The sequence below is a fragment of the Streptomyces sp. NPDC057099 genome (genome assembly GCF_042671245.1).
Taxonomy (GTDB): domain Bacteria; phylum Actinomycetota; class Actinomycetes; order Streptomycetales; family Streptomycetaceae; genus Streptomyces; species Streptomyces purpurascens.
In genome coordinates this window covers 41,387-64,754 of record NZ_JBHUTX010000047.1, presented here as the reverse complement: position 1 = coordinate 64,754, position 23,368 = coordinate 41,387, and the positions used below count along the sequence as shown (strand labels likewise).

Below are 23,368 nucleotides of genomic sequence, written 5' to 3'. Positions count from 1 at the left end.
CCCCGACGGACGCCGCCCTGGCCGCCGACCTGGCGCTGCCGATCGAGGAGCTGGAGCTCACCGTTCGGTCGTACAACTGCCTCAAGCGCGAGGGCGTTCACTCCGTGGGTGAGCTCATGGCGCGCTCCGAGGCGGACCTGCTCGACATCCGTAACTTCGGTGCGAAGTCCATCGACGAGGTCAAGGCGAAGCTGGCCGGCATGGGCCTGGGCCTCAAGGACAGCCCGCCCGGATTCGACCCGACCGCCGCCGCCGACGCCTTCGGCGCGAACAACGACGCGGACGCGGGCTTCGTGGAGACCGAGCAGTACTGAGCGCTGCGCTGGGGCCAACACACCGGGCGTGACGCGCTCGGTGTCATGGCCGCACGGACGCTGTCAGAGTCGGGGCGTCGTCATGGCCGCAGGCCCCGACTCTGATACGACCGGCCGCCGGCCGGCGTCAGAGGTAGCGCCGAATGGGCCGCACGGCGGCTTCACGGGCACGTTGGAGCGCGGAGCGCTTCTTCCACTGCCCGGCCCGCATCCGTTCACTGGCAGCGATGTCCGCCTCGAAATGAGCATCGATCGTGGCGGTGAAACCATCGTCCAGGACGGCGAGCATCACCTCCTCGTCGTGGTCGAGGGAGCGCCGGTTGAAGTTGGTCGACCCGACGAGGGATGCCGTGCGGTCCACGGTGATGACCTTGGCGTGCATCATGGTCGGCTGGTACTGGTAGATCTTGACCCCGCAGGCGAGCAGATCCTCGTAGAAGTGCTGTCCGGCCAGTTGGCAGACCCGCTTGTCGGTGTGCGGTCCGGGCAGCAGGATCTCCACCTCCACCCCGCGGCGGGCGGCGGCGCACAGCAGCTCGATGAAGTAGGCGTCCGGGGAGAAGTAGGCGGTGGCGAGCCTGAGTCGCTCCTCGGCCGACTCGATGACCACTCGGATCAGGGTCTGCATGTCCTGCCAGCCGAAGCTGGCCGAACCGCGCACCACCTGCACCACCGCGTCGCCCTGCGGGCGGTGGATGGTGAACCGGTCGCGGTCGTCGAAGAGTTCGTCGTGACATTCGGCCCAGTTCTGCGCGAACGCCGCCGCGATGCCGTCCACGGCCGGCCCGCGTACCTCGACGTGGGTGTCCCGCCACTCCTGTGGATTGCGGGCGTCGCCGCACCACTCCTCGGCGATGCCCACACCGCCGGTGAACGCCACCTGTTCGTCCACGACCAGCACCTTGCGGTGGCAGCGGTGATTCTGCTTGAGCGGCGACAGGTACAGCGGTTTGCGGAACCAGGCCACCTGCACGCCCGCCCGGCCCATCTCCGCCAGCAGGTCCTTGTCGATCAGCCGGGCGCCGAAGCCGTCCAGCAGCAGCCGCACCCGGATCCCCGCTCGGGCCCGATCCGCCAGTGCGTGCGCGAACTCGCGAGCGATGGCGCCCTTCCAGTACACGAACGTCATCATGTCCACCGTGTGCTCGGCGGAGTGGATGGCGTCGAGCATCGCCGGGAAGATCTCGTCGCCGTTGCGAAGGGCCACGAGCGCGTTGCCGTCGGTGGCCGCGATGCCGATGAGCCGTTCCAGTCGGCGCCGTATCCGCACCGCTCGCTCATCGGGGGTTCTGCCGCGGTCCATGCGATCCGCGGGCCCCGCTATGTCCTGAGTACTGGTCATCCTTGCCCCTCAGCCGTCGCCGGCCTGTTGTCCGCTCACTCGGAGTGCTCCGGATCGCCCGTCCGCGCGGGCTGACCCCGGGTGTCCTCGGCTGTGGGCGGCAGGCAGAAGCAGGCGGTGACCGACTTTCCGTAGGGGCAGGGACGGGCCTCCCAGTCGTCGGCGAGGGCCTCGACGAGGAACATGCCCCGACCGCCGAGGCGGTCGCGACTGGGTTCGCGTGGTGAGGGCAGGGCAGCGTCGTCGTCGTGCACGGTGGTGTGCAGGCACCGGCCGTCCCAGGTCATCACAAGCCGGGCGGTGGAATGGGCGTGCACATGGGCGTTGGTCACCAGCTCCGAGACGGCCAGCAGGACATCGTCCACCGTGTGGGGGGAGCTGTCGGACCAGCCGAGGGCTTCCAGATGCTCGCGCGCCCAGTCGCGTGCCGCCTTGGGACCGGTACTGATCGGGATCGAGCGTGCCCATCCCACCGCCCGCACTGCCGCTTGCTCCACTTTCTCTCCTCCTAGGCCAGGATCCTGCCCCCTGCCGCGCATGCGACTGGTCACGTGGTCACGCTGACACTCAAGCGCTGGTGAGCATGCCTTCGCGCAGGCGGGCCAGTAGACGGGAGACCAGGCGCGAGACATGCATCTGCGAGCAGCCCAGGCGTTCGCCGATCTCCTTCTGCGTGAGTTCCTCGACGAAACGCCAGTGCAGGATCCGCCGGTCGCGTTCGTCGAGCTCGGCGATCATCGGTGCCAGGGCGTGGAAGTCCTCGACCAGTTCGAGGGCGGTGTCGTCGGCGCCGATGAAGTCGGCCAGAACCGCTTCGCCGTCCTGGCCGGTGTTGATGGCCGCGTCCAGGGAGGAGGAGTTGTAGCCGTTGGACGCCAGCCGGGCCTCGCGGATCTCCTCTTCCGGAAGGCACATCAACTCGGACAGTTCCCTGGTCGTCGGCGTGCGGCCCAGCCTGCCGCGCAGCTCCTCGGTGGCGCGGGTCAGCTGGGCACGGGCCTCCTGCAGACGCCGGGGCACATGCACGGCCCAGGAGGTGTCGCGGAAGAACCGCTTCATCTCACCGACGATGTACGGCACCGCGAAAGAGGTGAACTCGACCTCGCGGGTCAGCTCGAACCGGTCGATGGCCTTGATCAGACCGATCATGCCGACCTGGACGATGTCCTCCATCTCCCCCGGACCCCGGCTGCGGAACCGGCCCGCCGCGTAGCGCACGAGGGACATGTTCATCTCGATCAGCGTGTTGCGCGCGTACTGGTACTCAGGTGTTCCTTCCTCCAGTACCGCGAGCTGGTCGAAGAACAGCTTCGACAACTCCCGCGCGTCCTGGGGCGCCACCTTCGACGGATCCGCCATCTCCGGCAACCCCACGATGTGCCCAGCGACAGCGTGCACGGTTGTTGTCGTCATGATCTGCTCTCCCAGCCGGCCGACCTCTACGATCGTCGGCTCGGGCCGACGCAACGGCGCTTACCCCGTTCTCCGCCGCGCACGCCCAAGGGTTCTGAGAGTTCACTTCGCGGGGGCCACGGGGAAAACCGCGCTGGTCAGAAGGGCATGTGGCCACGGGCCCGTCGACCGGCCGAACCACTGCGACCGACAGCCTTGGAACTGCTGCGGAAGGGCTTGCTGAGAACGCGCCCCAGGAAGCCGGGGGCCTTCCCGCCGGCCCGTGCCCCGGCGCCGAGTGTGCGCTGGGAGCCGCGTTGCGGACGGTGGGACAGGCGCGGTACGAGGAAGGCGAGGACCGCTAGAACGACGCACAGCGCGACGATTCCGATGATCATCATCATGCAACTCCTGAACGTGAGACATGTTACCGATGCCAATGACGAGCGAATTTCCGTGCCGGGTACCCAGGTACGTCATGGGCGGAACACGGGCGGAACCACTGAACTCGCCGTGCTGTCACGCCTGGTCATCTCGGGCGGAGCGCCGGCGAAGCCAGACGGGCAATCCGTACCAGCACAGGGCGAACCACAACATGACCCCGCCGACCAGCAATTCGGCGAGAAGGCCCGGCACGACGACGTGGAGAAGAAGCAGAAGCGTGCCGCCGATCGTCAACGCGAGCAGCACCATGCCGAACACCATCAGCCTGCCGGCAACGCTGACGATGTGGTCCTTCATGCGCTGCCCGGACAGCAGCCGGTGTATGGAGACCGGCGCAATCAGCGCCCCGGTGGCGGAGGCTCCGAGTATCACGGTGATCACGTACACCACGTGATCGAAGGTTTCCAGCTTGTGGAAGTGCGGAGTGAACGCCACGCTCAGCAGGAATCCGAAGAGAATCTGCACGCCGGTCTGCGCGACCCTCGTCTCTTGCAGGATCTCGTTCCACCTGCGATTCAGACGTTCCCGTTCCGGTTCCTGGGGTTCCGGGGGTCTGTGATCTCCCGCTTCGCGGCAAGCGGGGCAGCCGGGCTGCGGCGCGTCGGACAGCGACTGGTCGGTCATGCTCATGGCATCCTCATCCTCAGGGAATCCCCGAATGCCCGCGATCGGCGATTTCACGTCCCTCGGGCGCCACGTCAGCCGGCTGGGGGCCGGTCTCCTGCGCGCGGCAGGCGGTCAGGCCGGAGCGATGAGGACACCGGCGGAGGTGAGGGCGACGAAGTTCATGGAACCTTCGTCCTCAAGAGGCCGTGCCCATGAACGCCGGTCCGGTAGGCCCGAGGACGACCGGATACAGTGCGCGAGACGGCAGCCTGGTCAGAGAGGGGTAGCGTGCCCGACACCAGCAACACCCGACCCGCCGACAGCGCAGCGCAGGCTCCGCGGCAGAGTCGACTGCAGCGCCTGATGCGCTACCTCCCCCTGATCGCCCCCGTACTTCTGTGGGCCGTGCCCTGCTGGGTGCTCCTGTACACCGGCCAGCACTGGCCGCTGCCCGTCACGCTGGTCGGCACCGCCCTGTTCGTCCTCGGCCTCGTCGGTATGCCGCTCGCGATGGCGCACGGCCACGGCCGGCGCCAGCAGGACCGGGCGGCGATCGTCGGTGACACCCTGCTGGGAACGAGCTGGGTTCTGTTCACCTGGTCCGTTCTGCTCGGCGTCTTCTTGCGGCTCGCCCTGACCGTGGCCGGCGTCGGCGAGGGTCAGGACCGGGCGCGAATCGTCACGTGGGCCGTCCTCGGCGTGACCGCCGTGCTGCTCGCCTGGGGGTACGCCGAGGCCCGCCGCGTGCCACGGGTACGCCGACTCGACGTGCAACTCCCCCGGCTGGGTGCCGGGTTGGACGGCCTCCGCGTCGTCCTCGTCACCGACACCCACTACGGCCCACTCGATCGCGCCCGCTGGTCAGCACGGGTGTGCGAGACGGTGAACACCCTGGAAGCCGACCTGGTCTGCCACACCGGCGACATCGCGGACGGCACAGCCGAACGCCGCCGCGCCCAGGCCGTCCCACTCGGAACCGTGCAAGCCACCCGGGCCCGGGTGTACGTCACCGGCAACCACGAGTACTACAGCGAGGCCCAGGGCTGGGTCGACCTGATGGACGAGCTGGGCTGGGAGCCGCTGCGCAACCGCCACCTGCTGCTCGAACGCGGAGGCGACACCCTCGTGGTCGCCGGCGTGGATGACGTCACCGCCGAGTCCTCCGGCCTGGCAGGCCACCGCGCCCACCTCACCGGAGCCCTGAACGGCGCCGACCCCGACCTGCCCGTCCTGCTCCTGGCGCACCAGCCCAAGTTCATCGACCGGGCAGCAGCCGCCGGCATCGACCTCCAACTCTCCGGCCACACCCACGGCGGCCAGATCTGGCCCTTCCACCACCTCGTCCGCATCGACCAGCCCGCCCTCGCCGGCCTCAGCCACCACGGCCCCCGCACCCTCCTCTACACCAGCCGCGGCACCGGCTTCTGGGGCCCGCCGTTCCGCGTCTTCGCCCCCAGCGAGATCACCCTGCTCGTGCTCCGCTCCCCGCACCCGCCCGCCTCGCCGTAACACTGGGCGGGCCGACAAGGCGGCCTGCGGCCCGCTGCTCAGCGCTCGCCGTACGGCGTCCCTCGGGTTTCGCCGGACTACGCTCGCGGCGTCGGGCCCGGGGTCTGCGGCCATGCGGCGCAGGAGCGAGCCGGGCCGTCCGGCCCAAGCAGGAGGCGGACGCGTTCTGCCCAGGTACGAAGCGCCTCGGCGTCGCCGGTGGTGAGGCGCTCGGTGCCGAGGTCGCCGCGGGCGAGCATTCCGGGCGCGCTGCCGTCCCTCCGGCAAGCGCAAGGGCCAGAAAAGGGTCCGTCGTCGTGCTCTACGGTGTTGGTTCCGTGGGTTCGGCTCCAACTCGCGATTTTGCCGTTCCTGGTTTCTGGACGGGCCAGACGCATCAAGTGCTTCCCGATCCCAGTGCCCCAGACCCGGGGCATCGCGTAAAGCGTGCCGATTTCCGCGACGGCAGGGGTCTCCTGCGATGGGCCGAAACCTGCGAATCCGACGACCCCCGCCTCGACTTCAACGGCGCGCACCCCCGGAGGGGCAATGCCTGTCGAGTCTGCATGGCCGTCATTCTTCACGTCCCTTCAATCCGGGCCAAGTTCTCTCCCGAGGGGGCGATGCCGGGTGCTCGGTTGCCTGTTCCCGTAGTGCCCGTGGGGGCGCCGTCGCCGATGGTCACTCCGCAGGGTGGGGAAGTGAGGGAGCTGCGGCCCGGCTCCGAAGTACGGGCTGGGAATGCTGGATCTCGTTGAGCAACGGCGGGACGGTGGGGACCTCCGGGGCGTTCGCGATGTCCTCGGCCGTCAGCCTGAAGCCTTCCGGGTAGGCGTCGCGCTGCGTGCGGCGGGCGGGCTCGGTGGTCCGCCAGGTGTAGAGGCAGCGCCCGCACTGCAGGACGTCCCAGACGCCGGGGACGGGCGAGGAGTGGAGTGTGTCAACGGTTTCGAAGGTGCAGCGGGGGCAGCTGGTCATGACGGATTCTCCTTTTCGGGCTTCGCCGGCTGTGTGTCAGCCGCGGGCTTCGGCCATGAGGTGCTGGATCCTGGCTGTCCACTCCTCGGTCTCGGGCAGGTCCTTGACCGGAGTGGCGAAGTTGCCGCGCTCGTCGGGGCTGACCGGCGTGGTGGCATCGATGATCATCTTTCCGGTGATGCCGGCCGGCTGGGCGGCGGGCGCCAGCTCCACGACCGAGAGGTTGGGCAGGATCATGACGTCGCCGGACGGGTTGACCTTCGAGGACATCGCCCACATGACCTGCGGCAGATTGAAGGGGTCCACGTCCTCGTCGACGACGATGACCGTGGAGATGTAACCCAGCCCGTGCGGCGTGGTCATGGCGCGCATCGCCACGGCCTTGGCGAAACCGCCGTAGCGCTTCCGGGTGGAGACGATGGCCAGCAACCCGTGGGTGTACATGGCGTTGACGGCCTGGACCTCGGGGAATTCGGCGCGCAGCTGCTTGAGCAGGGGCACGCAGGTGTTGGGTCCGACGAGGTAGTCGCACTCGGTCCAGGGCATGCCGAGGTAGAGGGACTCGAAGACGGGGTTCGTGCGGTACGAGACGCGGTCGATCCGGACGACAGGCATCCGCCGGCCGCCGGAGTAGTGGCCGGTGAACTCGCCGAAAGGGCCCTCGATCTGCCGCTTGCGGCCCTCGATCACGCCCTCGATGACGACCTCGGAGCCCCAGGGGACGTCGAAGCCCGTGAGCGGGGCGGTGGCGATCGGGGCGGGGGCGCCGCGCAGGGCCCCGGCCATCTCGTACTCGCTCTGGTCGTAGGCCATGGGCATCCCCGCGACGATCGTCATCGCCGGATCGTTGCCGAGGGTGATGGCGATGGGCAGGTCCTCACCCCTCTCCTCGGCCTTGGCCAGGTGGAGGGCGACGTCGTGCACGGGCACCGGCTGCATGGCGAGCCGGTTCCTGCCGATGACCTGGAGGCGGTAGGTGCCGACGTTCTGCTTGCCGAAGTGGTCCGGGTCCTCGGGGTCGCGGGAGACGACCGCCGCCTTGTCGAGGTAGAAGCCGCCGTCTGCGTCGTTGAGGCGGAACAGCGGAAGCACGGAGAAGAGGTCGACGTCGTCGCCCTCCTGCGTGTGCGCGCGCCAGGGGGCGTCCTCGCGGCGCTCGGGCGCGACAGGGAAGTCGTCCCAGCGCCGGGCGAACTCAGCGACCTGCTCCTTGACCGGTGTGTGCTTCGGCAGGCCCAGGGCCAGGGCGTGGTTGGCCCAGGAACCGTGCACGTTCATCGCGATCCGGGCGTCGGTGAAGCCCTTGACGTTGTCGAACCACAGAGCCGGGGCGCCTTCGCCGATACGGCCCGTGGCGTTGGCCGCCGCGGCCAGATCGGGTTCGGGAAGGACCTCCTCGGTGATGCGGAGCAGCTGTCCCCCCTTGTCCAGGGTGTCCAGGAAGCTGCGCAGGTCGTCGTACGGCATGGGTGTGAAGTCCTCTTTTCTGCTGGGCTGTTCCGCTGGGCTGGGGTCCTCAGGCCGCGGGGCGCGCCTCACGGCCCGCGCGCATGCCGTTCCAGCGCTTCGCGGCGGCAGGGGCGGGCAGGTCGAACTGGTCGAGGACACGGCCCACGACGTGGTCGACGATGTCCTCCACCGACCGCGGGTGGTTGTAGAAGGCCGGCATGGGCGGCACCAACTGCACGCCCATGCGGGCGAGCTGGAGCATGTTCTCCAGGTGGATCTCGCTCAGCGGTGTCTCGCGGGGGACGAGCACGAGCCTGCGGCGCTCCTTGAGAGCGACGTCCGCCGCCCGCCCGACGAGGCCGTCGGCGTACCCGGCGCGGATGCCCGCGAGGGTCTTCATCGAACACGGCACGATCACCATGCCGTCGGTGCGGAAGGAGCCGGACGAGATCGTCGCGCCCTGGTCCTCGGGCCGGTGCGTGACGTCGGCGAGTGCGCTCACCTCGGCCACCGTGAGGCCGGTCTCCAACTCGATCGTGGTGCGCGCCCAGCGGCTGAGCACCAGGTGGGTCTCCACGTCCGGCAGCTCGGCCAGGTGCTCCAGGAGACGGACGCCGAACACGGCACCCGTCGCTCCGGTCATGCCCACGATCAGTCGCACGGTGATCAGCTCCCTCGGTCGCGTCTACGGGCCGCGTACGTCGAGTACGTCGTGTACTTCGAGTACGGACTGTTTCGGTCGCCACGACACCGGGGGCGGACATGAGGTCCAAGGCCCGTGCGGCGTTCCGGCGGCCCCGCCGCATTCCACGCTAGGTGCCGTCCGAGGACCGAGGGCCGTACGCTGAGGACAGGCCATGAACAAAAACGGACAAGATGGCGAGGTCACGGACCTCCCCTTCAGGGCTGTGGCGGGAGCACCGCCGGGGGCGCAGGTGCTCGCCCTCTCCGCCCTGCTCGACCGCGCCCGCGGCCACGACCGGGACGCGTACGCGCCGATGCGCCCCTCCTTCCATCACCTGATCAGCGTGCGCTCCGGCCGGCTCGACTGCTCCGTCGACTTCGGCGAGCACACCCTGGATGCGGGAGCGTGGTTGTGGGTGCGGCCGGGACAGATCCTCCAGTTCCGCTCCGACCTCGCGGCGGCCGGGGGAACCGTGGTCCTCTTCCCGTCGGGCGTTCTCGACCCGGCCACCGCGAAGGCGGCCGGCGTCGACCGGCCCGCCCTGCGCACGGCACCGCTGTATCCGCGGGACGACGCGCCGCGGCGCACCCTCGACCTGCTGGTGGACGAGTACGGGCGGCTGGCCGACCTGCCGCTGGAGACCCACATGGAGGTCGTACGCCACCTCCTGTCGGTACTCCTGCTGCGTCTGGCGCACGAGCGGGGCGGACCCGGCGACGACGAACGGGGCAGCGAGCCTTTCCTCCGCTTCCAGCAAGCGGTGGAACGGGACTTCGCGCGCTCACACCGGGTGGAGGACTACGCCGCGAGGCTGGGCTACAGCGTCCGTACGCTCACCCGCGCCAGCCGGGCCGACGCCGGCTGCGGCGCCAAGCACTTCATCGACGAGCGGGTCCTGCTGGAGGCCCGGCGTCTGCTCGTCCACACGGACCTCGCGACATCCGCCGTCGGAGAACGCCTCGGCTTCCCACAGGCCACGGCATTCACCAGGTTCTTCCGCACCCGGACCGGGGAGACCCCGGCCGCGTTCCGCGCCCGATACCGCAACGCCCCGTAGGGCTGAGCGGGGGGGCGGATCCTGGCCGCGCCCCTGAGGACTCGAACCAGCTCGTCCCGCTGACACCCTGCGGGCCCTGTCACCGCGCAGGGCCCGTGCGCCTGTCGTCCGTTACCCGAACAGGCGCCGCTGGATCTCCCGCCGGTAGTCCTCCAGCGTCCTGTCGGGGTGGACCGCCGCGGCCTGGGCAGCCTCGTCGGGCCGGTCGTGATGCGCAGCGCCGCCGCGGCGACGGACTGCGGAGGCGCCGTCCCTCGCCCGCATCGGCCTGCGCCGGGAGCCGGCCAACCGGGCCGTCCGGGATCAACTGCCGGTGGCGGCGGCCCGTGCGACCGCCTCGGCGAGGGCGTCGGCGACCTCGTCGGCATGGGACAGGTGCGGGGAGTGCCCGGACGGGACACGAACGCTGTGCGCCGCGCGGGCGGCCCACTGCTCCTGGACGGCGGGCGGAAGCGCCGGATCCTCGGTGGCCACGACGTACGTCAGGGGAACGTCGCTCGGCACCGCACCCAGTTTCTCGGTGAAGGCGCGCATGCCCTGCCAGTTGAGGCGTTTGACGGCCTCGGCGGTCAGGGTCGGGTCGACACCGCTGAAGATGGACTCTTCCGCGTCTCCCGCCTTGACGGCGAGGTCGTCGGGAGAGCGCATCCAGGCGGGCGGGAAGGCGCCGCCCATCCACTCCAGCATCGAGGTGCCGGCCTCCAGCGCGAAGGCGGCGATGTAGACGAGTCCGGTGACCTGGCCGGCTTCGGCGGCGACCCAGGTGGCGGGCACACCGCCGTAGGAGTGGGCGGCGAGCACGACCGGCCCGTCGACGGCCTCGACCGCGGCCCGGAGCACCGCGATGTCGTCGGTCAGTCCCTGGGCGGCAGCGCTGTCGGGGTCACTGCTGGGGAGGTGCACGGCGAGCGAGGCGATGCCGCGGGCACCGAGCCGCTCACGCAGCGGGGCGAAGATCCACGGGGTGTGCATCGCCCCGTGCACCAGCACGACAGTGGGGTTCATCAGAGGTTCCTCAGGTGCGAGGGGTCAGTCGGTCATCGCGTCACGGACCAGTGCCGTGTCCACGAACTGTTCAAAGCGGACGATCAGTCCGCCACGGACGGTGAAGTGGTGGGCGACGCGGACGTCGATCGGCTTGCCGGTGGCCTTGTTGGTCGCGGTGTAGCGGGCGAGGACGACGACGTTCTCGCCGTCGACGACATAGGTGTCGTCGTGGGCGATCCAGCCGTCCCAGCCCTTGCCCAGCTGCTCCATCACACCGGAGGTGACCCCGTCGGGGGTGCGGTAGGTGCCGGCCAGAGGGAAGCCGGCCATCTCCTTCCACTCCACGTCAGGGGCGAGGGTGGCACGCAGCGCCTCCAGGTCGCCGGCCGCGGAGGCCAGGTACTGGCGGCGTACGACGTCGGCGGGCGCGGTGGAGGTGGCGAAGTCGGTCATGTCAGCCCCACTTCATCTCGCCCTTGGCGACCTTGGCACCGATCTGGGCGGCGATCAGCATGCCGTTGTCCGGGTAGCGCGCCACGAGTGCCTCGGTCAGCGCGGCACCGTCGGCGGCCTTGCCGAGCTCCTCCTCGAAGGCGACGAGGTACTCGCGGGTGGCGGTGATGGCGGAGGCGCCGGCCGGCGCGTGGGGCAGGCGGTGGCCGGGCACGACCAGCTCGGGCTGGAGGGCGGCCATCTCGTCCAGCAGGCCGATCCAGGCGGCGCGGTCTTCCGGGGCAGGGGTGTCGGCGACCCAGACGTGCTCCTGCTGGAACAGCAGGACGCCGCCGAGGAGGGCACGGGTCTCGGCCTGCCACAGGTAGTGCCGGTCGGGCAGGCCCTCCGGACCGCCCCTGAGCTCGAAGCGGTGGCCCTCCAGGATGAGGTCTCCGGTCAGCGGCTCGAGGTCCACCAGACGGGTCGGCAGGTTCGGGCCGAGCGCCGCCCACGCCTTGAGTTTGCCCTCGTAGGTGTGCTGGATGTGCTCGATGACGAGCGGGGTGGCGACGAACCTCGCGTCGGGGAAGGCGTCGGCGATCACTTCGGCGCCGAAGTAGAAGTCGGGGTCGGCGTGGCTGACGAACACGGTGGTCAGCTTCTTGCCCGAGTCGAGGATCTCGGCGGCCAGCCTGTGACCGTCGGCGCGGGTGAAGGCGGCGTCGATCAGCAGGGCCTCACTCTCGCCGGTGACGAGGGTGGCGGTCTTGTTCTTGCTGCCTGCCGGGAAGTCCAGGTCGAAGATCTTGAAGGAGAGGCTGCTCATGACGGTTCCTTTGGGGCGAGGTGCGGGGAACGGGGGCGGGGGTGGGGTCAGGAGGTGCGGGAGGCGGTGAACGCCGCGATTCCCCGCTCCACCTCGTCGGTGGAGGCCTTGCCGACGGCCAGGACTGCCACGTGGTCGCCGTCGACGGCGAGGAGGGTGGGGAAGGCGTTGACGCCCAGGTCGGCGGCGCGGAGGCGGTCCGCTTCGGCCTCGGCCCGCGTCTCGGGCGCCTCGAAGGCGGCGGCGACGGCGTCCGCGTCCAGTCCGTACTGCTCGGCGATCTTCCGGTAGGTGGCCGTCTCGGACAGGCTGAGACCGTCGACATAGAAGGCGTGCTGCATGGCGGTGGCCAGTTCCGCCGCTCGCGCGGGGGCGGCCTGACGCAGGGCGGCCACGCCACGGGCGGCGTCCTCGGAGTCCATGACGAACGAGCCGTCGGCGATCAGCCGCTCGTACGCCGCGCCGAACTCGGCGCCGGTCAGCTCGGCGATCTTGGCGTTGGCGCCGGCGACATACCCGAACTCCCGTATGGGCACTCGGCGCTCACCGCTGAACAGATGACCCGAGACCACCTCGACGGTGAGTTCCGGATGCCGGGACACCACCTCGAGCAGCGTCGCGGAGAACCCGTGGGACCAGCCGCAGTAGGCATCGAAGACGTGGACGAGCTTCATGGAGGACCTCGACGGAAAGGTGTGGCGCCGACCTGGTGCGAGCGGTTCACGCGACCAACAGTACCTGACTAGTCAGATATTCCCATGATCGAACAATGCCGCATCCCCACGTACTCCCCACCGTCGATCAGGCTTGAGCAAGTCCGCCGCCGTACGCAAGCCGGCGACGGAGCGGCGTGCGGAGACCCTGAAGGCCGCTGACGCCGAGTTCGCAGCGAACGGCCTGGCGGGGAGGAGCCTGGAAGCCATCGCCGCGCGGGTCGGCGTCTCCCACCTGCGGATCGTCCAGATGTTCGGCTCCAAGCGCAGCCTGTTCCTCGAGGTCGTACACGCCGCGTTCGCCGCTGCCGAGTCCACCCTGATCGGACTCTGCGACACCTGTCGACGGCTGCTGCGGAGCGAGCACACCATCGGACTCGTGATGCTTCACGGCTACGACGCGGCGGCGGACGAGGCCGTGCGCGAGGCGGTGAAACGGCGGCAGCTGCGACTGCAGGAGGCCAGCACCCGCTTGACCGGGGCGGACGCGATGCCGGCGCGCACGTTCTTCGCCACGGGGCTGGTGATCACCGTTTCCACGCTGCTCGAACTGCCCGGACAACAGGGCGACGCGGAGTGGGCGGCATGGATCCTCCAGCTCGCCGCCCCGCCCGACGGCGCCATGTGGGACATGTGCGGCTCGCGGCCTCTGACGGCCACTGCCCTCAGGGGAGCCGGGGCAGCGTGTCCCGCGCCGTATGGCTGAGTACGCGGAGGTTCTCCGCGAACCGCTCGCGTTCCTCGGCCGGGAGGGGAGCCAGGAAGTAGCGCCTGATGTTCTCCCGGTGCACTCGGGCCGCGGCCACCGTGGTCTCCTCCCCCAGCGCGGTCAGGCGCACCAGCCGGCCGCGCCGGTCGCCGGGATCCTCGACACGGTCGACCAGACCGGCCGCCGCCATGCGGTCCACCAGACGGGTCGCCCCTCCCGTGGTCAGCACCTGCTCCTGGGCGATGGCCCGCATCGACAGCCCCGGCTTTCCCGCTCGCCCCAGGATGAGCAGCACCTCGAACGTCAGATGGCTGATGCCGCACTCCACCTCCAGCGCCCGTCCCAGGATGTACTCCAGCCGGTTCGCGGCCCCCTGCAGCCGCCCGAAGGCCAGGATCAGGGCGTTGTTCGCCGCTTCCGCCGGCGTCGCGATCTCCGCCTGCTCGTCCATGGTCCTAACGCCCTTTCCGCTCCTGCTCCCACCCCGCCCACCGGTCATGTTCGCATCGGTACGGCCCAGCCTGTCACCGGTTCACCGCCGGCCTTGATGGGCCAGCCGGAATGCGCCTGGGGTCACGTCGACGTGGCGGGCGAAGAACTTGCCGAAGTTGGTGGCCTCGGGGAAGCCCAGCCGGCGGGCGATGGTCGCGACCGGTTCGTCGGTGTGCGCCAGCAGCCGTTGGGCCTCCAGGGCGACCCGTCCGTCGATGACGTGCTTCACGGGCTGCCCGGTCGCGGCCAGGCTGGCGCGGGTGAGTGTCTTGACGGTGTATCCGAGGCGGTGGGCGTAGTCGGCGGCGCGGCGGGTGGTGACGTAGGAGCGTTCAAGCTCGGCGCGGAAGCGGGCGTAGACCTCCCCGCCGGCGTGCGCGCCGCCGCCGTCCGGGTGGGGCAGCCGGTCGATCTGCAACAGCACGGTGGCGAGCAGGAGTCGCAGGATCTCGGACGACACCGTGTGCTCCGGCCGGCCGTATTCGGCGCGCAGTTGGCCGAGCAGGGTGGACAGCACCGCGTACTCGGGAGTGGCGCCCAGTTGCCAGCACGCGGGTCCGTACCACTCGTTGACCAGCCGGTCGGCGCTGCTGGAGTGGGGCGGGAAGGCCGGTGTGAACAGCAGATGGGTGCCGTTGGCGGTGGCCGGTCGTACGAAGCGCTGGACCTGGCCGGGGCGGATCCACAGCAGGGTGCCGGGGCGGCAGGGGTGGGCGACGAAGTCGATGGCGTGTTCGCCGCTGCCCTCGGTGACGAGGGTCAGGGTGTGGAAGTCGACCCGGTGCACCGCGTCGAGCCGACTGCCCCGGCGTAGGCGACGCTCGTGCAGGGTGGCCAGGTCGATGATCTCGAACCCGGGGACGCGTTCCTCGGGGGGATTGAAGTCGAGCCGGGGGATGGCCCCACCCCGGGAGGGAGCCTCCGCGTCAAGATCCGCCGCATTCATCACTGGCTCCGGGATGTCCTCGATTTACCATGCCGGGTCTCCAGCGTATCTCGTCTGCCTGCGATTTCACGGCGAGAGTAGAGGACATCAAGGCAACGCAAGGCCGCCCCTCACCGCAAGGAGCACCCCATGAACGGCACGGTCACGGTCCTCGACAAGGGCGCGGTCCGCATCCACAGCTACATGTCCCCGGCGGACACCTTCCACACCACCACCCAACTGATCGAGACCTCGGCGCGGATCGTCGCGATCGACGCCCAGCTGCTCCCCGCCTACGCGGACGAGGCGATCGCCTACGCCAAGGGGCTCGGCAAGCCGCTGGACCGGCTGATCGTCACGCACGCCCACCCGGACCACTACAACGGTGCCGCCCGTTTCGGCGTCCCGGTCCACGCGCTGGCGGAGGTGCGCGAGCAGATCATCGCGCGCGGCGACAGCACGTTGCCCACCGGCCTGGTCATCCCGCTCAGCGACTTCACTCCGACCGTGGAACTCACTCCCGGCACCGAGGTCATCGACGGCGTCCCGTTCGTCTTCGAGGCCGTCTCCGGCGGTGAGGCCGCCGACGAGCTGCTCATCAAGCTGCCCGAGCAGCGCGTTCTGATCGCCCAGGACCTCGTCTACAACGACGTCCACCTCTACCTGGGCAACAACGACATCACCGGCTGGCAGCAGGCCGTCGACACGCTGGCCGCCGAGTCCGGCTACGACACGATCCTCGCCGGGCACGGCCTGCCGACCGGCCCCGAGGTCTACGCGGACGTACGCCGCTACCTCGCCGACGCCCGCGAACTGCTCGGCGACGACGGTGACGCGTACAAGAAGGCGATCGTGGACCGATACCCCTCCCACGTCGGCCCGTTCATCATCGACATCGCCAACCGGTCCCTCTTCCCCACCGGTAGCTGATCTCCTCTCCCCTCCCTCTTCCTGATGGCCCACGTCGCTCGACCCGCACTCTCCCGCAGTTCCGTCATGTCACAACCCCGCCTGCCCCGTCCGCGCGCCGCGGCCGTCGCGATCGCCTCGCTCCTGGTCCTCGGCGCGTCCGCCCCGGCCCTGGCAGCCTCCCGGACGGCCGGGGAGGCGACCGCCACCCACGCGCATCACCACCCGGTGCCCGCCAGTTCTTCCGTCGCCGGCGTGACCGGGGTCCACACGCCCATCCTCATACCCGACAAAGGCGGTGCGGAGAATGTCGGGTGATCGGGGCCGGTGTCTCCGCACGATGGGGGCATGGATGACACGACCCTGGTATCCCGTTTCCTCCGCGACGGCTTCGTGAAGTTGGAGGGCGCCGTCGCGCCGCGCGTGGCCGCGGACTGCGCGCGGCTGCTGTGGCGGGAGACGGGCTGCGACCCGGACGACCCGTCGACGTGGACGCAGCCCGTGCACTGGGTGGGCGGCATGGCGCAGGGACCGTTCGCCGCGGCACCCAACTCCCCGTCCCTGCAGCACGCGTACGACCTGCTCGTCGGCCCGGGACGCTGGGAGCCGCGCTACTCGCTGGGCACGTTCCCGCTGCGCTTCCCGCACGAGGAGGAGCCGGACGACGCGGGCTGGCACATCGAGGGGAGCTATCTGCCGGAGGGCGAGAGCTGGTACTTCACGAATCTGCGCTCCCAGGGCCGGGCGCTGCTGATGCTGTTCCTTTTCAGCGAGGTCGGCGAGGAGGACGCCCCGACCCGGATCCGGGTCGGCTCACACCTCGACGTGCCGAAGGTGCTGGAGAAGTACGGGGAGGACGGGGCCAGCGGGCTGACCCTCGCGCCCGATCTGGTGGCGGCGTCCGACCACCGGCCAATCGCCCTCGCCACCGGGTCCCCGGGCGACGTCTTCCTGTGCCATCCGTTCCTGGTGCACGCTGCGCAACCGCACCATGGGGTGCGGCCGCGCTTCATGGCCCAGCCGCCGCTGATGCCGGCCGCGCCGTACGAACTGGAGCGGGCCGACGGCGCGTACTCGCCCGTGGAGATCGCGATCCGCCGGGGCCTGGGACGGGCTACCCCCGGTCCGGACGGGGACGGCACCGACCACAGCGCTGGGTAGACGTGCTTGACGATGATCGTCGGCAATTGCCGGATGTCCTCCGCGCTCACGGGCATGCCGCCGTCGGAGTACGTCCGACGCCGTCGGCTCACCCTCGCGGGCGCCGAAGTCCTCGCGGGGCGTGAAACTCTGCTGGAGATCGCGGTCCGCTATGGCTACAGCTCCGGTGAGGCGTTCGCACGGGCGTTCCGTGCCATGCACGGCATCGGACCGGGCGAGGCCCGGCGTACCGGCGCCACACTCAACTCCCAGTCGGGGATGGCCTTCCACCTCACCACCTTCGGGCCAGCACTGCAGCGGTGCAGCCGGAACGCGTGCTCCATGATGGCAATCATCGACTTCCAGTCATCCGGTGTCGTGGAAGCTTCCCGGTCGTGCGCAACACACAGCGGGCCGCGATCTGTGGGCCCCTCACCGGGGATGTGCTCAGTGGTTGTACTTCATTGGTCCGACATGTCCTTGCGGGTGGACGTGGCCATGTTGATGTTGCGGATCTCGTCCACGCGAACCAGGTCGCAACGGGCGCCGATCAGGATCTGGCAGAGCGTTCGGCGATATCCATCTCGTTATGCCGCGACTTCAGCGGAAGTCCTAGGAAGTACAGCGCGGGGAGCCGTTGGGCGGGACGGTCAAAGATCGGTGTCGTGCACGAGGCCGCCGGGTAGTGGAACGCCGGTCGCCTCCACCAGCTCCCGCTGCTGAGGTCGGCGTCGCCCACTCCGAGCGCGCACCCATCGAGGCGATATCCCTCGCGCCGTCCCGACCCCGGAGGTCCTGTAGCGCAAGCCGCCCGTGCTCGCGACCGCCGCACTCCCAGGGACGACGCTTGGGCGCCTCGCCGGCCCGGGCGGAGCATCGTCGCGCTTGCAAACACCAGGTCGCCAAGACCACGCTCCGGCCATGGACTCCGGCGTTCACACACTGGCGAGAGGAATCGCATCGTCGGGTTGCCTGGAGGCATTTACGCTCCTGGCAACCCGACACGGCCACGGTACGAGCGCTACAGCTCCCGGGGGCCCTGGCCGTCAGATGTTCGACGAGCCCTCTGGGCGGGCTGTCACGGCGCCATCTCGTACGCCCCGGACAGTGCCTCCACACGCTGCCAGACGCGCCCCGAACGCGCTTCGTCGACGACGGGACGCCGGACCGCGCCGAGCGCCCAGCGCTGCTGATCCACCGTGGCCGAGTCCTTGCCGTGCAGTTCGACGGCGAAGGTGGAGAAGTCGCGGACGAGGACGGAGAACAGCTCGTCGAGGACATCCTCGTCAAGGTCCGTCAGGCGGGCCTGCTCCAGGATCAGCTGGCCGTGCACCACCAGCGCGAACAGTTGGCCGACGGCGAGCAGAAGGTCGAGGTCGCGGCTCTGCTCCTCGTCGGGGGCCGCGGTGGCGACGAACTCGCACAGGGCGTCGGCCTGCTCGCGGAAGCGGGCGACGTTCGGCACCCCGGCGTATGCGTCGTAGGCGGGGCGCCAGTCGTGGAAGCGTACGGAGCCGAGGCCGCGGGCGGGACCCTGTTCGAAGAGGAAGGTGTCGTCGGCCGCGTCGAGGCGGGTCGGTACGGGCGCGAACTCGGCGGGGTTCAGGAGGTGGTTGCGCATGAACTTGAGGATCAGCGCGAGGTTGACGTGGACCGTGCCCTCGAGCTTGGGCAGTCCCCGGATCTCGACGGCGGCCTGGGCGAAGTAGGTGTCCTTCTCGAAACCCTTGGCGGCGATCACGTCCCACATCAGGTCGATGACCTTCTCGCCCTCCGTGGTCACCTTCATCTTCGTCATCGGGTTGAAGAGCAGGTAGCGGCGGTCGTCCGGCGAGGCGGAGCGGAAGTAGTCGACGGCGCGGTCGCTGAAGAGCTTCATGCCGACGAGGCGGACGTACGCGTCGGCCAGCTCGCGGCGCACGTGCGGGAAGGCGGTGACGGGGCGGCCGTACAGGATGCGGTTGTGCGCGTGGGTGACCGCCTCGTACATCGCGTGCTCGCAGATGCCGATCGAGGCGGTGCAGAGGTTGAACTTACCGACGTTGACGGTGTTGAGGGCGGCGTCGAAGGCGGCGCGGCCCGTGTGCAGGACGTCGTCCGGGCCCACCGGGTAGTCCTCGAGGCGGAATTCGCTGACGTACTTCGAGGAGTCGACGACGTTCTTCACGACGTGGTACGCCGAGTGGCGGCTGTCGGCGGCGAAGAAGACGTAGCCGTCCGGGCCCTCGATGTCGGTGCGGCGGCCGAAGACCGAGACGAGCCCGGCGGCGTTGCCGTTGCCGATGTAGTACTTGGAGCCCGTCGCCGTGAAGCCGCCGTTGCCGTCCGGCGTCAGCAGCATGTCGGTGGAGTAGATGTCGGCGCCATGGGTCTTCTCGGAGAGACCAAAGGCGAACACCTCTCCCCCGGCGAGGAGTTCGGCCGCGCGGGTGCGAGCCGCGGTGTTGTCGCTCTGCCAGACCGGTCCGAGACCGAGGATGGTCACCTGCCACGCGTACCAGTAGTCGAGACCGTAGAAGCCGAAGATCTCGTTGAGGGCGGCGATCCGGGCCGTGTCCCAGCGCTGGTCCTTGTCGCCGGCGGCGGACGCCGGGGTGAGGAAGGTGGCGAACAGCCCTTCCTTGGCGGCGAACGCGAGGAAGTCGGCCAGCCAGACGCGGGACCGATAGTCCTCGATGAGCCGGCGCTTGCCGCGGTCCTCGAACCAGTCGACGGTGGCACGCAGCAACCTGCGGGTCTCGGGGTCGAACTGCGCCGGGTCGTACGTACGGGGGTTGAAGAGGAGGGGGTCGGCCATGAAGGTCCGCCTTCCGAGGGTTGAGGGTGGAGAGTGCGGGTCTGAACGTCGCGGGGCCAGAACGGCGTTGGCCGGCCGGTCAGGCGTGTGGGGGTGACATGCCGAGCCGGCGGAGGGTGGCGAGTACGTCGTCGAGCCAGGCGATCGTCATCCGCTCGTACGCGATGCCGCCGCGCAGCACGACATGCTGCAGTTCCTGACCGGCGTCGAGCGGGGTGGGGGCTTCCGGGCCGGTGAAGTCGCGCAGCTCCCCGGCCACATAGTGCGCGAGCCGGTCGCTGTGCACCCGGCGGTGCCGTTCGACCTCACGGGTCAGCGCGGACGGGTCGTCGAAGGCCGCGCCGCGGATCTTCACGGCGAGTTCGTGCCGGATGCTCTCGGGTTGGATCGGTTCGTGCAGCCACTGAGAGAGGGCGGCGCGGCCGGGGCCTACGACGGAGTACTCCTTCTTGTCCGGTCGGCTCTGCTGCGACAGCTCACGGACGGCGAGCAGGCCCTCGGCCTCCATGCGCTTGAGAACGCGGTAGATCTGCTGGTGCGTGGCGGTCCAGAAGTATCCGATGGACCGCTCGAACCGCCGGGCCAGCTCATAGCCGGAGCCCGGCTTCTCCAGCAGGGAGACGAGGATCGCGTGCTCGAGCGCCATACCCAGATCCTTCTATGCAACTCGTTGCATAGCCAAGGGGCGCTGCCCAGGTGAGACAGGGCTCACGCGGGGTGGCGGTGGATGGCTCTCTCAGGTCCACCGCCGCTGCGCTCTTGTTCGGCTCCGGGCGCTTGATCTCGACGACACGGCCGCGGGTGCCGCCGGAGATGAGGACGCCGCGCGCGTACCGCTCAGCTCGTCCCTCGGAACGTGTTGCGATACGCGCGCGGCGACACCCCGAGCGTCTCCCGGAAGTGCTGGCGCAGCGCTGTCCCGGTACCGAAGCCGGCCGCTGCCGCGATGTGGTCCACCGGTTCGTCGGTCCGTTCCAGGAGGCGCCGCGCGTGCTGCAACCGCTGATCGGTCAGCCAGCGCATCGGTGTCGCTCCCGTCTCCAGCAGGAAGCGCCGACTCAGTGTCCGTACGCTCATCGATGCCTCCCGGGCCAGATCTTCCAATGCCAGCGGCTCCCCCAGATGACGGAGCGCGTAGGCGCGGGCGGCGGCCGTGGAACTGGTGCCGGGTTCGGGCACCGGCTGCTCGATGTACTGCGCCTGCCCGCCTTCCCGGTGCGGGGGTACGACGGTGCGCCGCGCGACGGTATTGGCCACATCGGCCCCGTGGTCGCTCCGGATCATGTGCAGGCACAGATCGACACCGGCGGCCACGCCCGCGGAGGTGAGCACGCCCTGATCATCCGTGTACAGGACATCGGGATCCACGTGCACCTCCGGATACAGGGTCTGCAACTCGTCGCACGACTTCCAGTGCGTCGTCGCCCGTCGCCCCGCCAGCAGCCCGGCAGCCGCCAGCACGAACGACCCGGTGCAGATCGAGGCCACCCGTGCCCCCGCCGGGATGCGGGTCAGCGCCTGGCGCACCGGCTCCGCCAACTGCCCCCGTTCCTGCGGCTCGTAGTCCTCGGCGGCAGCCGGCACGAGCACCGTGTCAGCGGTCTCCAGCGCCCGCGGACCATGGGCGACGTTCACGGTGAAGTCCGCTTCGGTGGTCAGCTCACCGGGGTCCGGCGCGCAGGTCACCACCGAGTACAGCGGTCGGCCATCCGCTCCGACGGCTGTTCCGAACAACCGGTGGACGATGCCCAGCTCCATCGGCAGCAGCCCCGGGCGGACCAGGGTGACCACCCGATGCGGCACGTTCCCGCTCACCTCAGGCATGGCCAGATCCTTTCACTTCGCGACCAGCTGGCCAGTGGTCGGGGGTTGCCCGCCCTGCGAAGGATGGAACACATGGAAGAAGCGACCACGGCACGCCTCCGGCAGCCCCAGGGCGACACTGACCGTTTCCCCGCAGATCCGCGGCTCGGCGCCATGGGGTACCGCCCCTGGTGGGTGGCCGCCATGGCCCTCCTCGCCATCGTGGTCGCCGGTGCCTTCTCCACGATGCCCGGCATCCTCCAGGACCCGCTCCAGCAGGAGTTCCACTGGTCACGCGGCACCATCGGCCTGGCTTCCTCGGTGAACATGGTCCTCTACGGACTCACCGCCCCGTTCGCCGCCGCCCTCATGGACCGTTTCGGCATCCGCCGTGTGGTGGTCGCGGCACTGACGACGGTCGCGGCCGGCTCTCTGCTCACCACGGTGATGAACGCCTCCTGGCAGTTCACCCTCTTCTGGGGACTCCTCGTCGGCCTCGGCACCGGCTCCATGGCCATGGCATTCGGAGCCACCGTCACCAACCGCTGGTTCACCACCCGGCGGGGGCTGGTCACCGGCATCCTCTCCTCGGGCAGCGTCTTCGGGCAGATGGTGTTTCTGCCCGCCCTCTCATGGACCATCGACCACTACGACTGGCGCCCCGCCCTGGTCACCCTCGCGCTCGCCGCGCTGGTCGTGGCCCCACTGGTGTGGCTGATCCTGCGCGACCACCCCGCCGACGTCGGCCAAAGCCCGTACGGAAGTGAGCACTTCGTTCCCAAGCCGCCGCCTGTCACGGGTGCCGCGCGTCGCACCCTCACCGTGCTCCGGGACTCAACGCGCACCGCGCCCTTCTGGCTGCTCGCCGGCGCGTTCGCGATCTGCGGTGCGACCACCAACGGAATCATGTGGACGCACTTCACCCCGGCGGCCCACGACCACGGCATGGCGGTCACCACCGCGTCGACCCTGCTCGCCCTGATCGGCGTCTTCAACGTGGTGGGCACGGTCGTTTCCGGGTGGCTCACCGACCGCATGGATGCCCGCCGCCTGCTCGCCGCCTGCTTCACCCTGCGTGGCCTCCTCCTTGTGCTGCTCCCCGTGATGATGGCCGCCACCGTCACCCCGGCCATGATGGTCTTCGTCGTTGCCTTCGGCCTTCTCGACCTCGCCACCGTGCCGCCCGTCATCGCCCTGTGCCGAACCTTCTACGGCGACGACAGCGCCATCGTCTTCGGCTGGGTCAACGCGGCCCACCAGATCGGCGCCGCCCTGGCCGCCCTCTTCGGCGGCGTCGCCCGCGACACCTTCGGCAGCTACGACCTGGTCTGGCCTGCCCTCGGCGCCGCCTGCGCCGGCGCCGCACTGGTCTCCATGGTCATCCGCACGACGCCCACCGGCCGCGACAACAACCCCGCATCCCCGATCCGCGAGACACAGCGGCCCCGGTAGCCTCACCGTCGCCAAGGTCGGACACCGCGGTCGCACGCGGGTGCAGTCCCGTCTCGTACCGTCGGAAAATGCGGGCGTGGTCGTCATCGAGATCGACGTCTCCTTGAGAGCGTGGGGGGCTCCGGCAGAGGTTCCTCCGGGCGGACCGCTCGCGACGCCAGAGTCAAACTCTCCTTGCTCTACGTCTTCCTGACGGCCCCTTAATTGCGGTCCCTTGACGGGAGTTCGACGGCGCCGTCCGGAGGCCGTCAGAGAGGCGCAAATTCCGTGCCGGAAGCAGCGGTTCGGGTCTCCGGCCCGGCTAGGTTTCTCCGGGCACGCGACGGCGTCACGTCGCGCCGGCGCGGCGGCCACAGTCCTGGAACCAGCAAAGGCTCCCGACGCTGCCAGATGCGGTGCTGACGAAACGCGGCTCGAATCCGAAT

The 23,368-nt window shown here is 69.8% G+C and carries 26 protein-coding genes and 2 pseudogenes; 9 read left to right on the top strand and 19 right to left on the bottom strand.

The features are described 5' to 3' along the window. Positions 1 to 314 (top strand): DNA-directed RNA polymerase subunit alpha C-terminal domain-containing protein (locus ACFT4A_RS35235; protein WP_382838679.1); only part of this gene is annotated, 314 nt, incomplete at its 5' end. A 127-nt stretch (positions 315 to 441) separates the two neighbouring features. On the opposite strand, the gene ACFT4A_RS35230 is transcribed toward ACFT4A_RS35235, so the two are convergent. The 5 genes from ACFT4A_RS35230 to ACFT4A_RS35210 form a co-directional block, all read right to left on the bottom strand. Then, on the bottom strand, positions 442 to 1,617 hold the full coding sequence (locus ACFT4A_RS35230) for a phosphatidylserine/phosphatidylglycerophosphate/cardiolipin synthase family protein (RefSeq protein WP_382838693.1): 1,176 nt from the start codon (positions 1,615 to 1,617) through the stop codon (positions 442 to 444). 74 nt (positions 1,618 to 1,691) lie between these two features. Beyond that, positions 1,692 to 2,195 carry an ATP-binding protein gene (locus tag ACFT4A_RS35225; RefSeq protein ID WP_382838690.1) on the bottom strand — a complete coding sequence of 168 codons (504 nt, stop codon included), beginning with the start codon at positions 2,193 to 2,195 and terminating at the stop codon, positions 1,692 to 1,694. A gap of 28 nt (positions 2,196 to 2,223) precedes the next feature. After that, entirely contained in the window at positions 2,224 to 3,069 is an 846-nt protein-coding gene (locus tag ACFT4A_RS35220) for an RNA polymerase sigma factor SigF (protein ID WP_382838676.1), read from the bottom strand. A 137-nt stretch (positions 3,070 to 3,206) separates the two neighbouring features. After that, positions 3,207 to 3,449, bottom strand: coding sequence for a DUF6411 family protein (locus ACFT4A_RS35215; protein WP_382838687.1), 243 nt, complete (start codon positions 3,447 to 3,449; stop codon positions 3,207 to 3,209). Between the two features lie 118 nt (positions 3,450 to 3,567). Next, entirely contained in the window at positions 3,568 to 4,122 is a 555-nt protein-coding gene (locus tag ACFT4A_RS35210; protein ID WP_382838673.1) for a DUF6328 family protein, read from the bottom strand. Positions 4,123 to 4,386: 264 nt separating this feature from the next. Here ACFT4A_RS35210 and ACFT4A_RS35205 point away from each other — a divergent pair, with 264 nt between their 5' ends. Continuing rightward, positions 4,387 to 5,607 (top strand): metallophosphoesterase, encoded by a 1,221-nt coding sequence (locus ACFT4A_RS35205; RefSeq protein ID WP_382838670.1) that lies wholly within the window; start codon positions 4,387 to 4,389, stop codon positions 5,605 to 5,607. Between the two features lie 77 nt (positions 5,608 to 5,684). Here ACFT4A_RS35205 and ACFT4A_RS35200 read toward each other — a convergent pair whose 3' ends face one another. The 4 genes from ACFT4A_RS35200 to ACFT4A_RS35185 form a co-directional block, all read right to left on the bottom strand. Continuing rightward, positions 5,685 to 6,122: a GNAT family N-acetyltransferase gene (locus tag ACFT4A_RS35200; protein ID WP_382838685.1), complete on the bottom strand. Its 438-nt coding sequence runs from the start codon at positions 6,120 to 6,122 to the stop codon at positions 5,685 to 5,687. Between the two features lie 145 nt (positions 6,123 to 6,267). Next, positions 6,268 to 6,564 (bottom strand): non-oxidative hydroxyarylic acid decarboxylases subunit D, encoded by a 297-nt coding sequence (locus ACFT4A_RS35195; RefSeq protein WP_382838668.1) that lies wholly within the window; start codon positions 6,562 to 6,564, stop codon positions 6,268 to 6,270. A 36-nt stretch (positions 6,565 to 6,600) separates the two neighbouring features. Next, complete coding sequence (locus ACFT4A_RS35190) at positions 6,601 to 8,031, bottom strand: non-oxidative hydroxyarylic acid decarboxylases subunit C (protein ID WP_382838666.1); 1,431 nt, start codon at positions 8,029 to 8,031, stop codon at positions 6,601 to 6,603. A gap of 49 nt (positions 8,032 to 8,080) precedes the next feature. Further along, on the bottom strand, positions 8,081 to 8,674 hold the full coding sequence (locus ACFT4A_RS35185; RefSeq protein WP_382838663.1) for a non-oxidative hydroxyarylic acid decarboxylases subunit B: 594 nt from the start codon (positions 8,672 to 8,674) through the stop codon (positions 8,081 to 8,083). Positions 8,675 to 8,870: 196 nt separating this feature from the next. On the opposite strand from ACFT4A_RS35185, the gene ACFT4A_RS35180 reads away from it, so the two are divergent. Then, a complete protein-coding gene (locus tag ACFT4A_RS35180) occupies positions 8,871 to 9,755 on the top strand; it encodes a helix-turn-helix domain-containing protein (RefSeq protein WP_382838661.1) in 885 nt (294 codons plus the stop codon). 111 nt (positions 9,756 to 9,866) lie between these two features. Here the strand turns inward: ACFT4A_RS35180 and ACFT4A_RS35175 are convergent. From ACFT4A_RS35175 to ACFT4A_RS35155, 5 genes and pseudogenes are all read right to left on the bottom strand, one after another. Further along, a pseudogene (locus ACFT4A_RS35175) lies at positions 9,867 to 9,974 on the bottom strand (GntR family transcriptional regulator); the annotation flags it as partial. Between the two features lie 84 nt (positions 9,975 to 10,058). Next, a complete protein-coding gene (locus ACFT4A_RS35170) occupies positions 10,059 to 10,760 on the bottom strand; it encodes an alpha/beta fold hydrolase (protein ID WP_382838659.1) in 702 nt (233 codons plus the stop codon). Between the two features lie 24 nt (positions 10,761 to 10,784). Beyond that, positions 10,785 to 11,195, bottom strand: a complete 411-nt coding sequence (locus ACFT4A_RS35165) for a nuclear transport factor 2 family protein (protein WP_382838657.1) — start codon at positions 11,193 to 11,195, stop codon at positions 10,785 to 10,787. A 1-nt stretch (position 11,196) separates the two neighbouring features. Continuing rightward, a complete protein-coding gene (locus tag ACFT4A_RS35160; protein WP_382838654.1) occupies positions 11,197 to 12,003 on the bottom strand; it encodes an MBL fold metallo-hydrolase in 807 nt (268 codons plus the stop codon). A gap of 47 nt (positions 12,004 to 12,050) precedes the next feature. Next, on the bottom strand, positions 12,051 to 12,677 hold the full coding sequence (locus ACFT4A_RS35155) for a DsbA family protein (protein WP_382838652.1): 627 nt from the start codon (positions 12,675 to 12,677) through the stop codon (positions 12,051 to 12,053). 133 nt (positions 12,678 to 12,810) lie between these two features. Here ACFT4A_RS35155 and ACFT4A_RS35150 point away from each other — a divergent pair, with 133 nt between their 5' ends. Continuing rightward, complete coding sequence (locus ACFT4A_RS35150; RefSeq protein WP_382838649.1) at positions 12,811 to 13,422, top strand: TetR/AcrR family transcriptional regulator; 612 nt, start codon at positions 12,811 to 12,813, stop codon at positions 13,420 to 13,422. Here ACFT4A_RS35150 and ACFT4A_RS35145 read toward each other — a convergent pair. Together ACFT4A_RS35145 and ACFT4A_RS35140 are read right to left on the bottom strand one after the other, a co-directional pair. Further along, the gene (locus ACFT4A_RS35145) at positions 13,382 to 13,876 is read right to left on the bottom strand and encodes a MarR family winged helix-turn-helix transcriptional regulator (RefSeq protein WP_382838647.1); all 495 of its coding nucleotides are present in this window, start codon (positions 13,874 to 13,876) and stop codon (positions 13,382 to 13,384) included. The genes ACFT4A_RS35150 and ACFT4A_RS35145 overlap by 41 nt on opposite strands. A gap of 81 nt (positions 13,877 to 13,957) precedes the next feature. Continuing rightward, positions 13,958 to 14,863 (bottom strand): AraC family transcriptional regulator, encoded by a 906-nt coding sequence (locus ACFT4A_RS35140; protein WP_382838645.1) that lies wholly within the window; start codon positions 14,861 to 14,863, stop codon positions 13,958 to 13,960. A 129-nt stretch (positions 14,864 to 14,992) separates the two neighbouring features. Here ACFT4A_RS35140 and ACFT4A_RS35135 point away from each other — a divergent pair, with 129 nt between their 5' ends. The 4 genes and pseudogenes from ACFT4A_RS35135 to ACFT4A_RS35120 all read left to right on the top strand — a co-directional run. Then, entirely contained in the window at positions 14,993 to 15,772 is a 780-nt protein-coding gene (locus ACFT4A_RS35135; RefSeq protein ID WP_382838643.1) for an MBL fold metallo-hydrolase, read from the top strand. Positions 15,773 to 15,838: 66 nt separating this feature from the next. Then, complete coding sequence (locus ACFT4A_RS35130; RefSeq protein WP_382838640.1) at positions 15,839 to 16,069, top strand: hypothetical protein; 231 nt, start codon at positions 15,839 to 15,841, stop codon at positions 16,067 to 16,069. 30 nt (positions 16,070 to 16,099) lie between these two features. Next, entirely contained in the window at positions 16,100 to 16,912 is an 813-nt protein-coding gene (locus ACFT4A_RS35125; RefSeq protein WP_382838638.1) for a phytanoyl-CoA dioxygenase family protein, read from the top strand. 30 nt (positions 16,913 to 16,942) lie between these two features. Further along, a pseudogene (locus tag ACFT4A_RS35120) lies at positions 16,943 to 17,198 on the top strand (helix-turn-helix domain-containing protein); the annotation flags it as partial. A 771-nt stretch (positions 17,199 to 17,969) separates the two neighbouring features. Here the strand turns inward: ACFT4A_RS35120 and ACFT4A_RS35115 are convergent. The 3 genes from ACFT4A_RS35115 to ACFT4A_RS35105 all read right to left on the bottom strand — a co-directional run bounded on the left by ACFT4A_RS35115 (position 17,970) and on the right by ACFT4A_RS35105 (position 21,512). Further along, on the bottom strand, positions 17,970 to 19,688 hold the full coding sequence (locus tag ACFT4A_RS35115; protein ID WP_382838636.1) for an acyl-CoA dehydrogenase family protein: 1,719 nt from the start codon (positions 19,686 to 19,688) through the stop codon (positions 17,970 to 17,972). Positions 19,689 to 19,767: 79 nt separating this feature from the next. Next, positions 19,768 to 20,334, bottom strand: a complete 567-nt coding sequence (locus tag ACFT4A_RS35110) for a PadR family transcriptional regulator (protein WP_382838633.1) — start codon at positions 20,332 to 20,334, stop codon at positions 19,768 to 19,770. A gap of 191 nt (positions 20,335 to 20,525) precedes the next feature. Next, a complete protein-coding gene (locus ACFT4A_RS35105) occupies positions 20,526 to 21,512 on the bottom strand; it encodes a GlxA family transcriptional regulator (protein ID WP_382838631.1) in 987 nt (328 codons plus the stop codon). A gap of 72 nt (positions 21,513 to 21,584) precedes the next feature. On the opposite strand from ACFT4A_RS35105, the gene ACFT4A_RS35100 reads away from it, so the two are divergent. Beyond that, a complete protein-coding gene (locus ACFT4A_RS35100) occupies positions 21,585 to 22,943 on the top strand; it encodes an MFS transporter (RefSeq protein ID WP_382838628.1) in 1,359 nt (452 codons plus the stop codon). The last annotated feature ends 425 nt before the right edge of the window (positions 22,944 to 23,368 follow it).

What these genes read in the sequence shown, in the direction of transcription:
- ACFT4A_RS35105 (WP_382838631.1), bottom strand. Translation starts at nt 21,512, where the DNA reads ATGCCTGAGGTGAGCGGGAACGTGCCGCATCGGGTGGTCACCCTGGTC.
- ACFT4A_RS35170 (WP_382838659.1), bottom strand. Translation starts at nt 10,760, where the DNA reads ATGAACCCCACTGTCGTGCTGGTGCACGGGGCGATGCACACCCCGTGG.
- ACFT4A_RS35125 (WP_382838638.1), top strand. Translation starts at nt 16,100, where the DNA reads ATGGATGACACGACCCTGGTATCCCGTTTCCTCCGCGACGGCTTCGTG.
- ACFT4A_RS35165 (WP_382838657.1), bottom strand. Translation starts at nt 11,195, where the DNA reads ATGACCGACTTCGCCACCTCCACCGCGCCCGCCGACGTCGTACGCCGC.
- ACFT4A_RS35130 (WP_382838640.1), top strand. Translation starts at nt 15,839, where the DNA reads ATGTCACAACCCCGCCTGCCCCGTCCGCGCGCCGCGGCCGTCGCGATC.
- ACFT4A_RS35210 (WP_382838673.1), bottom strand. Translation starts at nt 4,122, where the DNA reads ATGAGCATGACCGACCAGTCGCTGTCCGACGCGCCGCAGCCCGGCTGC.
- ACFT4A_RS35180 (WP_382838661.1), top strand. Translation starts at nt 8,871, where the DNA reads ATGAACAAAAACGGACAAGATGGCGAGGTCACGGACCTCCCCTTCAGG.
- ACFT4A_RS35195 (WP_382838668.1), bottom strand. Translation starts at nt 6,564, where the DNA reads ATGACCAGCTGCCCCCGCTGCACCTTCGAAACCGTTGACACACTCCAC.
- ACFT4A_RS35100 (WP_382838628.1), top strand. Translation starts at nt 21,585, where the DNA reads ATGGAAGAAGCGACCACGGCACGCCTCCGGCAGCCCCAGGGCGACACT.
- ACFT4A_RS35220 (WP_382838676.1), bottom strand. Translation starts at nt 3,069, where the DNA reads ATGACGACAACAACCGTGCACGCTGTCGCTGGGCACATCGTGGGGTTG.
- ACFT4A_RS35110 (WP_382838633.1), bottom strand. Translation starts at nt 20,334, where the DNA reads ATGGCGCTCGAGCACGCGATCCTCGTCTCCCTGCTGGAGAAGCCGGGC.
- ACFT4A_RS35230 (WP_382838693.1), bottom strand. Translation starts at nt 1,617, where the DNA reads ATGGACCGCGGCAGAACCCCCGATGAGCGAGCGGTGCGGATACGGCGC.
- ACFT4A_RS35115 (WP_382838636.1), bottom strand. Translation starts at nt 19,688, where the DNA reads ATGGCCGACCCCCTCCTCTTCAACCCCCGTACGTACGACCCGGCGCAG.
- ACFT4A_RS35160 (WP_382838654.1), bottom strand. Translation starts at nt 12,003, where the DNA reads ATGAGCAGCCTCTCCTTCAAGATCTTCGACCTGGACTTCCCGGCAGGC.
- ACFT4A_RS35135 (WP_382838643.1), top strand. Translation starts at nt 14,993, where the DNA reads ATGAACGGCACGGTCACGGTCCTCGACAAGGGCGCGGTCCGCATCCAC.
- ACFT4A_RS35190 (WP_382838666.1), bottom strand. Translation starts at nt 8,031, where the DNA reads ATGCCGTACGACGACCTGCGCAGCTTCCTGGACACCCTGGACAAGGGG.
- ACFT4A_RS35140 (WP_382838645.1), bottom strand. Translation starts at nt 14,863, where the DNA reads ATGAATGCGGCGGATCTTGACGCGGAGGCTCCCTCCCGGGGTGGGGCC.
- ACFT4A_RS35145 (WP_382838647.1), bottom strand. Translation starts at nt 13,876, where the DNA reads ATGGACGAGCAGGCGGAGATCGCGACGCCGGCGGAAGCGGCGAACAAC.
- ACFT4A_RS35215 (WP_382838687.1), bottom strand. Translation starts at nt 3,449, where the DNA reads ATGATGATCATCGGAATCGTCGCGCTGTGCGTCGTTCTAGCGGTCCTC.
- ACFT4A_RS35155 (WP_382838652.1), bottom strand. Translation starts at nt 12,677, where the DNA reads ATGAAGCTCGTCCACGTCTTCGATGCCTACTGCGGCTGGTCCCACGGG.
- ACFT4A_RS35225 (WP_382838690.1), bottom strand. Translation starts at nt 2,195, where the DNA reads ATGCGCGGCAGGGGGCAGGATCCTGGCCTAGGAGGAGAGAAAGTGGAG.